The organism is Muricoccus harenae (genome assembly GCF_009848505.1).
Lineage (GTDB): Bacteria > Pseudomonadota > Alphaproteobacteria > Acetobacterales > Acetobacteraceae > Roseomonas > Roseomonas harenae.
The window spans coordinates 18,855-32,540 of record NZ_WWDL01000006.1 but is presented as its reverse complement, the minus strand read 5'-3'; the positions used below and the strand labels follow the sequence as shown (position 1 = coordinate 32,540).

13 protein-coding genes are annotated in these 13,686 nt (G+C 61.0%); 7 read left to right on the top strand and 6 right to left on the bottom strand.

Annotated elements, in window-relative coordinates:
• The first annotated feature begins 108 nt into the window (after positions 1-108).
• From rlmB to GSE44_RS26450, 5 genes are all read left to right on the top strand, one after another.
• The gene (gene rlmB, locus GSE44_RS06425) at positions 109-822 is read left to right on the top strand and encodes a 23S rRNA (guanosine(2251)-2'-O)-methyltransferase RlmB (protein WP_328799056.1); all 714 of its coding nucleotides are present in this window, start codon (positions 109-111) and stop codon (positions 820-822) included.
• Positions 822-1,586, top strand: a complete 765-nt coding sequence (locus GSE44_RS06420; RefSeq protein WP_159347982.1) for a 2-keto-4-pentenoate hydratase — start codon at positions 822-824, stop codon at positions 1,584-1,586. Before rlmB ends, GSE44_RS06420 begins: the two co-directional genes overlap by 1 nt.
• Before the next feature lie 114 nt (positions 1,587-1,700).
• Positions 1,701-1,967, top strand: a complete 267-nt coding sequence (locus GSE44_RS06415; RefSeq protein WP_159347981.1) for a hypothetical protein — start codon at positions 1,701-1,703, stop codon at positions 1,965-1,967.
• 731 nt (positions 1,968-2,698) lie between these two features.
• Positions 2,699-2,932 carry a PilZ domain-containing protein gene (locus GSE44_RS26455; RefSeq protein WP_159347980.1) on the top strand — a complete coding sequence of 78 codons (234 nt, stop codon included), beginning with the start codon at positions 2,699-2,701 and terminating at the stop codon, positions 2,930-2,932.
• A 760-nt stretch (positions 2,933-3,692) separates the two neighbouring features.
• Entirely contained in the window at positions 3,693-3,944 is a 252-nt protein-coding gene (locus tag GSE44_RS26450; protein ID WP_201305956.1) for a WGxxGxxG family protein, read from the top strand.
• Between the two features lie 275 nt (positions 3,945-4,219).
• Here the strand turns inward: GSE44_RS26450 and GSE44_RS06405 are convergent, their stop codons facing one another.
• The 4 genes from GSE44_RS06405 to GSE44_RS06385 all read right to left on the bottom strand — a co-directional run bounded on the left by GSE44_RS06405 (position 4,220) and on the right by GSE44_RS06385 (position 7,420).
• The gene (locus tag GSE44_RS06405) at positions 4,220-4,603 is read right to left on the bottom strand and encodes a response regulator (RefSeq protein WP_159347979.1); all 384 of its coding nucleotides are present in this window, start codon (positions 4,601-4,603) and stop codon (positions 4,220-4,222) included.
• A gap of 797 nt (positions 4,604-5,400) precedes the next feature.
• Positions 5,401-5,802, bottom strand: coding sequence for a response regulator transcription factor (locus tag GSE44_RS06395; protein WP_159347977.1), 402 nt, complete (start codon positions 5,800-5,802; stop codon positions 5,401-5,403).
• 539 nt (positions 5,803-6,341) lie between these two features.
• Positions 6,342-6,596 carry a hypothetical protein gene (locus GSE44_RS06390; protein WP_159347976.1) on the bottom strand — a complete coding sequence of 85 codons (255 nt, stop codon included), beginning with the start codon at positions 6,594-6,596 and terminating at the stop codon, positions 6,342-6,344.
• Between the two features lie 437 nt (positions 6,597-7,033).
• On the bottom strand, positions 7,034-7,420 hold the full coding sequence (locus tag GSE44_RS06385) for a response regulator (protein WP_159347975.1): 387 nt from the start codon (positions 7,418-7,420) through the stop codon (positions 7,034-7,036).
• A 1,246-nt stretch (positions 7,421-8,666) separates the two neighbouring features.
• Between GSE44_RS06385 and GSE44_RS06380 the strand changes: the two genes are divergently transcribed.
• The gene (locus GSE44_RS06380; RefSeq protein ID WP_159347974.1) at positions 8,667-9,227 is read left to right on the top strand and encodes a recombinase family protein; all 561 of its coding nucleotides are present in this window, start codon (positions 8,667-8,669) and stop codon (positions 9,225-9,227) included.
• A 269-nt stretch (positions 9,228-9,496) separates the two neighbouring features.
• Here the strand turns inward: GSE44_RS06380 and GSE44_RS06375 are convergent, their stop codons facing one another.
• Entirely contained in the window at positions 9,497-9,718 is a 222-nt protein-coding gene (locus GSE44_RS06375; RefSeq protein ID WP_159347973.1) for a hypothetical protein, read from the bottom strand.
• Between the two features lie 1,190 nt (positions 9,719-10,908).
• Between GSE44_RS06375 and GSE44_RS06370 the strand changes: the two genes are divergently transcribed.
• On the top strand, positions 10,909-11,976 hold the full coding sequence (locus GSE44_RS06370; protein ID WP_159347972.1) for a hypothetical protein: 1,068 nt from the start codon (positions 10,909-10,911) through the stop codon (positions 11,974-11,976).
• 97 nt (positions 11,977-12,073) lie between these two features.
• Here the strand turns inward: GSE44_RS06370 and GSE44_RS06365 are convergent, their stop codons facing one another.
• Entirely contained in the window at positions 12,074-13,627 is a 1,554-nt protein-coding gene (locus tag GSE44_RS06365; protein ID WP_159347971.1) for a DUF6538 domain-containing protein, read from the bottom strand.
• Positions 13,628-13,686: the final 59 nt, after the last annotated feature.

The following is a 13,686-nucleotide window of genomic DNA, read 5'->3' as shown; positions in this document are numbered from 1 at the left end:
GGCCCGCGCCGCCCCGATCGCTTCGAGCCTGGCCTCGCCGCCCCGCGTGGCCGGAGTGAGCCTCCCCGCCGTGAGGCTGAGGAGCGCCAGCCCGCCAACACCCTTTGGCTGCACGGGCTGCACGCCGTCGCCGCCGCCCTGCTCAACCCCCGCCGCCGCCTGCGCCGCCTGCTGCTGACGGCGGATGCCGAGACGACGCTTCTCGCCCGGCTGCCCGAGGGCACCTTTGCCGCGCGCAAGATCCAGCCCGAGCGCGTGGAGGATCGCACCCGCTTCCACACCTTCCTCCCCGAGGATTCGGTGCACCAGGGCGCCGCCCTGCTGGCCGAACCCCTGCCCGGCGTGGCGCTGGACGACGCGCTGGCGGCCTCCCCCGGCCCGGTGCTGCTGCTCGACCAGGTGACCGATCCGCGCAACGTGGGCGCCATCCTGCGCTCCGCCGCCGCCTTTGGGGCCGCCGCCGTGGTGGTGCAGGACCGCCATGCGCCGCCGGAGACGGGGGCGCTGGCCCGCGCCGCCTCCGGCGCGCTGGAACTCGTGCCGATGGTGCGGGAGGTGAACCTCTCCCGCGCCATCCGGCACCTGCAGGACAAGGGCGCCTGGGTGCTGGGGCTGACCGGCGACGGACAGCGAACCCTGGCCGAAGCCAAGCCCACCGATCGCCGCGTGGGATTGGTGCTGGGCGCCGAGGGCGGCGGGTTGCGCCGCCTGCAGCGCGAAACCTGCGACGAGCTGGTCCGCCTGCCGATCCAGGAGGCGGTCGAAAGCCTCAACGTCTCCGCGGCCGCCGCGGTGGCGCTGTACGAGATCGGGCGCGCCTAATGGACGCCGTGGCGGAGCGCATCCTGACCGCGCGGCGGGCGGTTGAGGGCTATCCGGATCTGGGCGCCGATGCGCCGGCCGATGTCGCGGCCGGCTATGCGCTGCAGTTCCGGCTTGCCAAAGCGATGGGCGCCGTGCCGCCGGCCGGGTTCAAGGTGGGCGCCACGGCCAAGGGGATGCAGGCCTATCTCGGCCTGACCCATCCCTGTGCCGGCTTCTGCCCCCTCGAGGGGCTGCAGGACCGTAGCGGCAGCTTCCGCCTCGCCGACTACAGCCAGGCGGGAGTGGAGTGCGAGATCGCCCTGCGGCTGGGCCGCGACCTGGCCTATGGCGTCCATTCGCGTTCCGAGGTCGCCAATGCGGTGGAGCATGTCTTCGCCGGCATCGAGGTGGTGGACCAGCGCTATGGCGATTTCCTGGCGCTCGGCGCCCCGGGGCTGATCGCGGACCAGGTATTCCATGCCGGCGGGGTGACCGGGGCCCCTGCCTCGGGCTGGCCGGGGCTGGACCTCGCGGCGGCGCGGGGACGGCTCCTGGTGGATGGGGTGGAGCGTGGCCAGGGCCTCGGGGCCGAGCTGCTCGGCCATCCGCTCGATTCGTTGGCTTGGCTGGCGGGCTCCCCCGCGGCGGAGTTCTTCGGTGGGCTTCGCGCGGGGCAGGTGGTGTTCCTCGGCTCCGTTACGCCTCCCTTCTGGCTGCAAGGCCCCTGCGAGGTCACCGTTTCCTTCGATCTGCTGGGCGAGGTGACCGCACGCTTCGTCTGAACTGGCGTGGGGGGCGGACGGTCACGCCCTGTTAATCTTTCGCGGCGAGATTGGCCCCGCACCCGCGAGGGGCAACACCGTGCCAGGAGGGCTTCCGGAAGAAGGAAACCCTTCATGCAGCCCTCTTCGCACCGGCACCATCTCGCAGGCGCCGTTACACCCAACGCCTGGCACGACCTGCCCGACGACCTCCAGCTAACTCTTTCGCGCGAGGCCCTTCGGCGAGCCGCGGAGACTCTTGCGGACCATGCCGAGCTTCTGGCCGGAGAGATGGACGCAGGCACCCTGCTGGACCAAGGCGGCCCCGACGCGCTGCGGCTCTTTGCCGCCGTGGTGCGGGCCACCAACCGAGACGGATTCGCCACCATGGGCAATGCCTGAACGCGCGGACGCGGCGCTCCGCGCGCCGATCATGCGTGCCCTACCCTACCGGCAGGGCTCTTCCCATGGACATGCTGCACCGCAACACGCATCTAGGTTCCAGGGATAGGGGGGAACAGCAAACAAGGTTCCAATCCCATGTTTATTATGTCTTTCGTTGTTCTCGTGGGCCTCGTCGCCTCGGCCGTCGCGACCCGCTTGGCGCAGGGTTCTTTCACGGAACTCTCGAGCCTCCGCTATCTGCCGCAGGAGGCTTGATCCAGGCTTCAGGGGGTCGTCCCCCTTGTAGTTCGGGTTTTGATGCCGCGCAGGCTTCCCGAAGTCAGGGGCGGCCTGCCGGCACTACCCGCGCCGCGGCGAACGGCGGGTCGAGGTGCCGGTGGATCGGCTGCACGTCATTATTGAGGCTGAGGTCGTCGGCGGTGCGATCTCATTCAACGACCCTAGCCGCAGCGACCGAGTTTGCCAGGAACGCCACGGGCCGTCAGGCAAATTCGCTCCCATGTGAGGATGAGTATCGCCGGAAGCCCGCGGACAGTCTCCTCGGACGGATGTGAAGAGCTTTAGCCTGGACGGCATGGAAGTGCCTCTACGAGCCTCCTGGTACCTCTCTGGGGTATTCCCGCCACGACCAGCCGCCTTCGGCGCCACGTATCTATTTGCGAGACTCGTCTACTGGACACACCAAGAGGCTCGAACTATCCGGCATAGGTGTTGGATGGAAATCACCGATGGACAAGCGCCAGGCACCCCGAACGCGTATGATCAAGAGGGGCAGGATCATATCGGCGGAGACGGTCCTGGATTGCGTCGTGCTGGATCTTTCAACAACTGGCGCCGGGATTTACCTGCCTAGGTCGATGGACATGCCCGAGACCATGCTCCTGCGGCTGCCTGGTGGCGCCATTCGTGCGGCTCGCCTTCGCTGGCAGCAAGATGCCGCGGCTGGGCTTGAGTTTATTTAAGGGCGGATGCCGGATGAGGCTCTCGAAGCCATAGCTTGAGCCACTTTCATGCTGGGCATTTCTCGACCAGCCTTATGACCCTACGCCTGGGATGCTCAGTGTCCGTCCAAGGTGTGATGTTGGCCTAACCTTGGAAGGATTCTTCGGATTCTTCCCTCGCTACGATGCCGGCTGACTTCGGCACAAGCAGACTGCAGCTTCAGCAAGGCGCCTCTTTCCTGGCGCTGATCCTCGGCTTAACACCAGCCGCGCAGCGTAGCCCGAGCTTTGCGCGGAACCGCCAGGGCATTTTCCGTTCACATTCGTTCACTTCGAATGCTCTAGCGCCTTGTTTGAAGAGCAGATCCCCGCTTCCAGGCGATGCTGCCCTCCAGCGCTCTGCTTTAGCCTCCCGTTCTGGGGCGCTTGTCGGAGCATGGCAGAGCCAGGGCGGCGACGGTGTATGACTCCGGTGTGTCGCCGAGCGGCAGCCAGTTCGCTGGTTTTCCGATCCCCCAAGGGCATTTACCTCCGCGAAGGAGGAATGCCCGGTGATGGGCACGGTGCCAGTTACTTCCATGGCTCCAAAAATCAATGACTGAGCGGACTTCGGCGTCTCTCCGGTTATCGCCCGGATGCGTTAGCCTCAAGGGAGATGGTGCACTCGCGTGTAGTTGGCCTCGCTACCATCCGGCTGGGCACGATCGTGAGCGATATCCAGGAAACTGCCGATCCTGCCTGTTGTTACATTGAGCATCCTTAACAGATAATAGGAGGTTACATGCGCCATCACCGGACTAAGACTCTTGCTCTGGCAGCAGCTATCGCCTGTACGCTTGGGGGTGCTGCCGTCGCTCAGACTACGGGCACTACTCCGGGAGCCGGCACGACCACAGGAACGCCTGGCGCGACCACTACTCGCACGGACGACCGTGGCTTCAACTGGGGGTGGCTTGGGCTCCTCGGCTTGGCTGGCCTTGCCGGCCTAACGGGACGGAACCGCACCACCCATAATTCTACCCTCAACCGGTAGTCAGAGCGGGGCGGGAGGGCCAGCTGTCTTCCCGCTCCAATTAGCGTCGGACGTCCCGGTAGGCGGCGCTCACATAGAACTGCCTAGGCTGTCACCGCGCGCAAGAGACTTCCAAGACGGTCATTACACCAGCAGCCTCGGCCGCCTACCAGGACGCCCAAAGGGAACCCGAAGGCGCTCCAACACCAGCAACACCTACAGTCGCCATCCTGGGCCGCCACCGTGAGTGAACCAGAGGCATCCTGGACGAGCATCAGAGTGGCGTCAGACCAATCCTAGGCAACCTTGCCACGCAGACGTAGGGCGGCGCCCGAGATGAAGCCGCGCAGGTCATCTGCATTGAATGCCTTGGCGACGAAAGCAGCTTTCATCGCGCGGGCACGGTCGATTATCGCAGACTGGACATTGGGCGTGATGATCGCGATCGGCATGAGTGGTTGCAGCGCCCGAATCTTCTCGGCCAACGCCAAGCCATTCTCGCCGGGCATATTGAAGTCAATCAGCATTACGTCGATCCCCCCGGCACTCACCCGAGCCATGGCTTCTTCAGAATTGTAGGCTGGTTCACACTGCCAGTCGGGCTGAATGGCTGCGATCATTCTTTTGGTAACCAGTTGAGCGAACTTGCTGTCGTCAACGATCAAGACGGTGGTGGCCATTCAGATACTCCGGGGCAGAGTGGAGGTCATCTCGTTTCCGGTGCGTCACTATAGCACAATCGACTTTGGACCCTAGCCAGCTGATACAGGGGCCCAGGTCCCAAGTCCCAGGGACTAGCAGCGGGAGACCCAAAGGTCCCCCTCACGGGTCAAAGATGCACCACCAGTCCCCGAGACTGCACAACTAAGTACGTTGTCGGAAATCATGTGGGATACACCCCAGTTGCAGACGGGGCGCGCCCAGATGTCTGATCGAGACGGTCAAAGAAGGCGCGAGTGGCATCAAGGAGGGCGTCGATGCTCTCGGACAGTTCGCAGTGGGTGACCCCGCGGCGCAGTCGGCGCCACAGCATCTCAGCGGGGTTCAGCCAGGGGCTATAAGTCGGGATCATGACCTGTCGTCACTTGGCCGTCCACATGACCCGGAATGATAAACGCCCAGATCCCACACTAGTTCTGAGAGCGTAGTTGGGGTGCCTCCAGGCTAGCATCACGATCAAGGCGACCACAGTGTATCACTCGGAGCCGCCCAAGCCACCAATCCTGGCTATTCCGTTGAGCCTTCAGGCTCTTTCGGAAGCGGTATGCCGGGTGAGGGGCACGGCGCAAGCAACCGCGTGTCCAGCAAAATCAGTCACCTAGTCTGACTTGGTGCATTAGCGGTGTATCACGCTGGTGCCTTAGCCCCAAGTATCGATTGAACCCTACAGGCCTTGAAGGCGCCGCCGCATTTCTGTGCGCTTGTCGTCATCTTCGATGGCGTTAAATAGCCCTGACTGAAGGGGTTCCGCAGGGCCTCACGTGGTCTCACGGGGACAGTCAGGGTGACGTTGACGGCGCAACTCGAGGAGCGCCTGCACAGCTGCAATTAGCTCGGCCTTTCCGAAGGGCTTGGCGAGGGCCCTCTCGTTTGAGGCAGTTGCCCGGCCATTAAGAGTCCACGGACGACCTGAGACGAACAGGACCGGAACCTCTGGCACATACTTTCGCACACTCTCGGCGAGGCTAAAGCCATCCACGCCAGGCGCTCCAAGGTCAACATCCGTAACCAGGACCGCGCACCCGGGCGGTTCCTGAGCAGCCTTGATTGCTTCGTCTACTGTTGTGGCGTCCCGGACGCTCAGACCTTCATCTTCCAGCATGTCCACGAGAACCATCCGCACGGTGTCCTCGTCGTCAACCACCAGGACATCACACATGACGCGGCTCATGTTTGGGGGAGGGCTGTGGCCGTGCCGTGCTGGGGAGCGACCCCAAGGGGGACAGGTTTTCGGGCCGCACCTCTGCGACCACCACAGCGTTGAGATGCTAACGATTGCAAACATTCAGAGTTGCACCGTGCGGAACCCGTCCGACCAGTCGGGGTTCCTCAAGGCACTCTGGCTGGAGCAGGACTCGCAGCACCACGCCCTGCTACCAGCAAGGAGCTAACCATTTCCACTCTTGCCTTTAGGCAGCGTCCTAGGCCGCCTCGGTGAGGGAGCTTCTGGCATCCTCGACGACCATCACATCCGCACTGGATTGGCTAGGTCCTAGAATGTCAGGACACGACGGCAGCCACGGGTAAACAGGGAGCCTCAGCAGGGCTCTCGACCGAGCAATCAGTCGCCGGCTCTCGATGACGTAGGTGTCGTGTTCACAGGGGTCAGGAAAGCGAATCTGGACCATGGATGGATGAATTAGCAGGAGGCCCCAGCCGGAGCCTTAGCGTGAATTACAGTAGCAGCAAGTCAGGGACTTACCCCGTAGCAACCCACAGGTCCTTTGTCTGCTCTGCTTTGAGGTCTTCAAGAAAGAGGGCCAGCACCTCCTTCAGCACCTCAAGCACGTCAAACGCCGGGGTTAAGCACTCGCCGGTCCCGGTCTGCGCCAAGCTGGCAATGCGGGCCTCCTGCTCAACGACTCGAGCCTCGAAGGCGACTATATGCCGCTCAATCCTCTGGAGGACCGTCTCGGTAAGACCGTTGGACCAGTGCGAGGTCTTCTGGATCATCAAACAGCAGCTCTTTTAGTCGCGTTTCGGTGCCGTTATCGCGGCAGTGGAATATTCGGTGAGCATTCCATTCGGTGCCAAGAGGGAGCGAAAGGGTCGGCCCATGGGCACAGCTAGGTCCCCTGCATGACCGTCACGGTCCCGGTGCCTGAGACTCCCACGGGGAACCAAAACGACGCTCCCTAGCGGGGCTCAGTCAAAGGGACCGGAACCTCTTTGATGACCAATAAGCTAGGAAGACGCACGCCAAAGTTTGAAGTCGCTTCGGCCCTCCGGCGGCTGTCATCTTGGGGCCTGGACGGGGCTACATGGGAACATGCTTAACGTCCCCCCTGAAATCGGCTTTAGGTGAGCTGGTGGCACAGGGTAGCGGGGGCCTTCATGGAAGGCGCTGGCGGGGCTGACAGTAGGTGAAATAGAGGCATCCTAGGCGGGCATCACACCGGCACCTTGCCACGCAGACGCAGGGCAGCCCCTGAGATGAAGCCTCGCAAGTCCTCCATCGTGTAAGCCTTGGGGATGAAGGCAGCGCTCAGCGCTCGGGCACGGGCGATCAAGGCATGCTGGACATTTGGCGTGATGACAGCAATGGGCATGAGCGGATGCAGCGTCCTGATCTTCTCGACCAGCACCAAGCCATTCTCGCCGGGCATGTTGAAGTCGATCAGCATCACGTCGACCCCACCGGCACTAACCCGGGCCATGGCTTCATCGGCGTTGTGGGCCTCATCACACCGCCAATCGGGTTGAAGGGCTACGATCATTCTCTTGGTGACCCACTGAGCGAACTTACTGTCGTCAACGATCAAGACAGTGGTGGCCATTCGGAGATTCCTGGGGCGGAGTAGAGGTCACCTCGTTTCCGGTAGTGGCATCATAGCATGCTCGGTCCTTCCAATGCGGACATTAATTGGCTGATCCAAGGGCACCAGGCCGGACCAGGCCCTAGGGAGCCTCAGAGGGACCCGAAGCACACCCCCCATCGGCGGCTCATCGAAGGGACCAAGAAACCCCTTCGGAACTTAATAATAACTAGGGAAGACGCACGGCTTTTGTCGAAGTGTCGTTTACCCCGACGGCCCTAGTGCCTCCGGGAAATGTCCCTGAGACGAGCCTCAAGAGCCTCAGCCCGCAATTCTAGGTCGCGAGCCTGCTGCTCTAGGCGCGTAGCCTCTTCTCGGACACTGATCAGTGAACCAAGCGTCAGACTAGTCTCCGCCTCGTGACGGAGCCTGTTGATTGTGGCGCGGAGGCTGATCTTCGTTAGCTCATCTACGGAAGGCATGGCGCCGGGACCTACACCTAGAGACGGGCAGATCATTCACCTTTGAGAGGATCGCTTTGACCTCGGCGACCTGTTGGCGATGGATGACTTTGGAGGACTAACCGTCAGGGGCCACGGCATCCCTGCGTTGCGGCCCTTCGAGGACCTGAAGCCGACGAAGCGGTTGTCTTAGTGCTGCGACGAAGGATCACCGGGTCTGGGAGAGCTGTCGTCCGCAACCCCCGCCGCAGCAGTCAGAGGCTAATCGTTCTCCCACCATGGGCTCCTGGAGAAAACGCGGAGGTAACGCAGTTGTTGCCGTGCCTGCGAAAGTCTCAGCCACCCAAAGTTTGCAAATTGACCTAGTCACGTGGGACCTCAGAACGACACACACCCGAGTTACCCTTCGTCGTTAGATGTCGGATGGATACGGGGAGCCCCGCTGCCTGCGAAGGCCGCAAGACAGGATGGAACGGAAGTCCAGCGGCAGGCACTTCCCTCCTTAAGCTCCCGCTCTACCTGCATCCGCTGTTCGCTGTGCCTCCTCTCAGTCCAGCCCTCCAGCGCCCGTCGCGGGTAAGTCGCTTCGCGGATGGGCTGGTCGTGGGGCATAGGCACCTCCACAGCTCAAAGGCGCAACGACAAGTAGAGGCAGCCGGTTGCACCACAACCTTATATGTCTCGCAGGGCTTGCCCGTATGGGACAGCCAGAAAGTCTCTGAATGTGTCTCACTAGAGTTGTATTTCGGGTTCTGAGGCAGTAGTCTCACAGGGTCGTAGAGACTCTGATACAGAAAGGCCGATCAATGTTGGTGGGGTATGCGCGAACCAGCACCGTGGAGCAGGAGGCCGGGCTAGAGGCTCAGAAGCGAGATTTGAAGGCTGTCGGGTGCAAGAAGCTGTTCGCCGAGAGGGTCTCATCAGTGGCCCAGCGGGAGAAGCTAGAGACCGCCCTAGAGTTCGCCCGTGAAGGTGACACGCTGGTGGTCACTAAGCTCGATAGGCTGGCCCGTAGTGTCTCTGACATGCTCTCCATCGTTGGGCGGTTGGAAGCCAAGGGCGTGGCACTCAGAGTGCTGTCTATGGGTGGTCAGACTTTGGACACCGCCACCGCCACCGGGAAGCTCATGCTGACCGTCTTAAGTTCTGTCGCTGAGTTTGAACGTGGGCTCATGTTGGAGCGTCAGCGTGAGGGGATCGCTAAGGCTAAGGCCGAAGGGAAATACACAGGGAGAGCCCCAACAGCGAGGCGTCAGACTGACGAAGTGATGCGTCTAAAGGCTGAGGGTGTGAGGCCCGTGGAGATCGCTAGGCAGCTTCAGATTTCACGAGCCAGCGTCTACAGAATCTTCCAAGAGGCAGAGTGAGTGAGAGCCTACGAGGTCCGCTTTTTTTGGCTCAGGCATGTCGCCCGGTAGGTTTAAGGATTTGGAGGCTTCCATTGTGCGGCGGCTTTCTTCGATCAGCCTATGTGTCTGCCTGCTGGTCTTTTCGAGGTCAGCCTTCCTCTCGGCGGCCTCAGCTATTAGGCGCTGTGTTGTCTGTTCGAGGTTGGGACCTTAGAGCATCTCATTGACTACCTTCGATCAGGTTGAGAGAGCGTCCCACCGACACCCTTTGCGTATCAGCAGGGTCTTCACTCGCGCAGTTTCAGTGACCGATAAAGTGAAGGATTACCATTCTTGCTCAAGGTCACACGGCCTGTGTTGAAGCCTTCCCACCACGCGATCCGCAAGGGCATGAAGTTGTCCGTATAGGGACAATCAGAAGCAGAGGCGTTGGGATCGAGGCCCGCTTTATGGCCCTTGATGTTGGCGGCCACAATGCAACTAGCCGGAAACACCTTGGGAGCAGTCATCGGAGCCTCCAATTAACTGCACGCATCTTAGGTTAGCAGCATCTTGAGTAAGGCCAACAAAGGGTCTCCACCAAGTGCCGCGTTAGGGCTTCAGCGTGGGCACGATCACAAAATGCGTATGGCAGGTGCCTCAACGCCGCGTGAAGTATCAATCACCAACAGGGTCAGGCGCCTGCCCTTTAAGGAAGTGCGAGACCGTGTCCGGATTTAAAGGGGCAGGCTCATCGAGGTCTTGTTCAAGATGATAGCTTTAAGGGCAGCGAAGCGGAACTCGGCACCCTAAGCCCGATCAAGCCGCCCAGCGTGCCGATCAAGGCCCTTCCACCCGCCGCCCCTATAAGCTTTTGTTTCTACTTGAAAAGCCGTGCTGCATCCATGTTGCTATAGTCACACGCGCATAGCGATCAGCCAAGTCGCTACTTTTGGCTTACTGATAGTAGAGCCACGAAGCTGCCGGTAGTTCTAGTGGAGTGCCGATCAAGCAACTTAAGGCTGACTTAAGAAGACCGAAAATGTTCCTTGTGTGCTCAGATTCGGAGTTCCTCCTTGTATGTGTTGTATAAATGACACTACTCCACCGTCATTTGGGGAGATAGAGCAATAACACCTACCATTCGGACCAATTTGTAAAGTATTAATCATACCACACTAAGTGAGTTGAATTCATACTCCGGTTTCTTTTGTTGGTTTTACCACCGAGAAGGGTGATGGTTAGGGACTTTGATTTAATGGAGGTGATTAATGGACAACCACTATCCTCCTAAGTGACTCCGCGTTGGACCACCCTCAGCCGTCTCTTTGCCTCCTCCCTGAGAGGCTAACCTGTAGATGATACCCAAGAGGAGGGGCCTATACTTAGAACCAACCCACAGGAAGGGGTATATAGAACTGATAAGGACTATCCCCCTGTCAATTCTGTTCTTGACCCGGCCAGTCTACGGGATGCCCCGGCACTATCCCTGAGCCTGGTGCCGGATAGCCCTGAAGCCGATGCCCTGGTTGCCTCTGCCTGCAAGCTGGTCGCTGATTGGGAGAAGCCCACCAGGAAGCGTCAACGTGGTGCCAACGACCTCATCAAGCTGAGAAGGGCTGTAGGAACTATCATCGGTGGCTTGCTTCTGCGCTGGCGAGGGGCGTCCCCCAGCCCAGTCTCAAGGGTGATGACCACGGCCCACTTCACAGGCTCTGCAATGGGCCATGACGCCTTTCTGGTGGCCCGCAAGGGTATGGAAGCGCTTGGCCTGCTGCATGTCCGAGAGGGCATCACTTACCCTCAGGGAGTTGAAACCGGACACCCTTATTGGGACGGCGATCCGACATGCATCTGGCCAACCGAGGCGCTGCTATCCCTTGCTGGTGTCCATGGCGTCACCGCAGACCGGGCCAAGGATGCGTTCCGAAGAGAGGTCCCAACCAAGCCGCCACATGTCGGCCAACCGCTACAGCTTCGCAGCCTATCAACGTGGCGAGGGCGCAAGCGGATCACCGGCAAGCCTCTCCGCTACGACCCAGAGGAACCCGAAGCACGCCGCCTTGCTAATCAAATTGTGGACCTGAACGCCTACGCGGCGACCTTCAACGTAACCGGCTGTGTTCCGCCCCGTTGGTTCCGCATCTTCCACCTAAACTGGCTTCTCGGGGGACGATGGTATGCCGCCGGGGAGGACGCCTATCAGTCCATGTCCGAGGCCGACCGAGTAGGCCGCATCCGCATCAACGGCGAGCCTGTGGTGGAAGTGGACGCAAAGGCATCGCAGCTGACTATCCTGCACGGGCAGTGCCGCCTAACGCTGCCTGAGCATGACCTCTACACGATCCGCGATGACCTGCCCCGGAGCGCCGTGAAGGCATGGAGCACGATCACCCAGGGGAAAGGCTATCCAGCAGACGAATGGACAGACGATACGCGGGCCGAAGACCGAGCCGTGGACCCCCAGGCGATCCGTGACGCGATGCTAGCGAAGTATTCGTTCCTGAACAGTTTGGAACTCATCGTCCCTGAGGAACTGACGGCGACTTACGGGCGGCCGCAGCGGCTGGTCTCACTCTACCTTCAGTGGATCGAGGCACAGGCTATCACCGCTGCGATGGGCTACGTTCGAAGTCGAGGTCACTTAGCCTTGCCGATGCATGACGGGTTGATTGTGGCGCAGTCTGCTGAACGGTGGGCCATTGAAGGGCTCGAAGGTGGCTACGAGGCATGGGCAAACGTCACGCCACGGCTGGACGTGGAGAGGGGTGACAGGCAGCCATCATAGATGGCCTCCAGGACGGTCCAGGAGACTCGCTGGAGTCGTTTGGGCCGTTCTGGGCCATTCCCCTACCTGCAAGTGCTAGACTGGCCTCAGCGGGCTTCTACGTGGCCTTACAAGGGCCCATGATTGCGGGGGGAAGGGTGACCTTGGAGAGTTCCCGATAGAGCCGCGTTAGGGCCTCTCCACGCTCGCCATATTGACGGCCCGTCGTCTTGCGATGGTGTCCCATAATCGCGTCACGAGCGTCCTCCGGGACCTCTGCGGCTCGCAACTCGTCCTCCATCCTGTGGCGCCAACTATGATTGGGAGCCTTAGACGGATCGTTGATCTGCGCAGCCTTCTTGACCCACTTACCGACGAGGTTCCAGGCCCGCCCACCGCGCCGCCCATACTTATCTAGACCCTTTTCGGGGAACAGCGGAACGTCCTCGCCATCGCGCCGAATGGTGGCCACGAAATCAAGGAAACCCTCGGCGACCAAAGCAGGATGGATAGGGATGTGCCGAGGGTGATCCGTCTTCACGGTCTTTCCGGCCTGGGGATCGGGACGAACATCCACATATCGCACCCCTGACTTCGGGTCGGCCTTGATATCGCCCGTTGTCAACTGAAGGACCTCCCCAACACGCATCCCCGTGAACGCCATAATCCAATGGGACCAGCGGAGGGCAGGTGAGGTTTCCTTCCGGGCAGCCTTCAGGATTAGAGCCGCATCCTCGTCCGTGTAGGGCTTGCGGATGACAGTCCTGCTCTTCTCCAGCCGCAGACCATCAGCGGGATTACCGGCGATTCGCCCATCCTTCACCGCCCGCTTGAAAACTTCCCCGACGAGGGACAGCCGATTATTCCAGGTAGTGTTGCTCTTGCCGACCGCCTTCATGGCATCACGCCACCGCAGCACGTCATCACGGGTCACCTTGGCCGCATCGGAATGACCGACAAAGCCTTGAAGCTGACGCAGGACCCGCAGAGCGTCATCCACAGTCCTGGGGCTGTTCGTAGTTACCGCCTTCCATCCCTCCCATGCGGCGTCAAAAGTCAGCGCAGGCGGCGTCGGCAGGGCTGCGCTCGTGTCTTCTTCGGGCACCTTCGCATCAGGGTAGTAGGCCCGAGCAAGGGTAAGGAAGTCCTGCCATACCGGTAGATCGTCAGCTTTGGCCCGCTCCCGGATTGTTGCATCCTGGTAGGCGCCCATGACGATTGCGTTCATTTCCTTTTCCAGGATCGGGAAGGTATCCGGCGTCGCATCAGTTGCAGCAAGCTTCAGGGCCTCGTGGGAATGGAATGTGATCCGCTCATAGAGTGCATCAAAAGCTTCCTTCGGATCATGATAAGCGGGGAACACCACACCGGCCCGGTCCAGCTTGTCGCCGGAAGCAACCCAGGCACCCCAGACAGCGGCAATCTCCCTAGCCCGCTCCTTAGTCAGCGCCTCGGCCCTACCCTTGCGGCCCCACTCGGCCTTCATTGCCTCCCACCGCTTCAGGGCATCAGGCCAGCGCCTCAGGGCCTCATTCTGGTCCTTCGTCATGAGGGTCCATGTGACGAGTTCCTTGCCGGCCATCTGGCGGAAGGCAGCCGGGACCTTCGCTCGGAACCAGTAGATGCCTGTCTTGGGGTGCTTGTAGGGACGAGACATGAGGAGAACAGCCACGGTGTATCACTCCGGTGTAACACCGACAGCCACCTAAGTCGCTGATTATGCCTATGTCC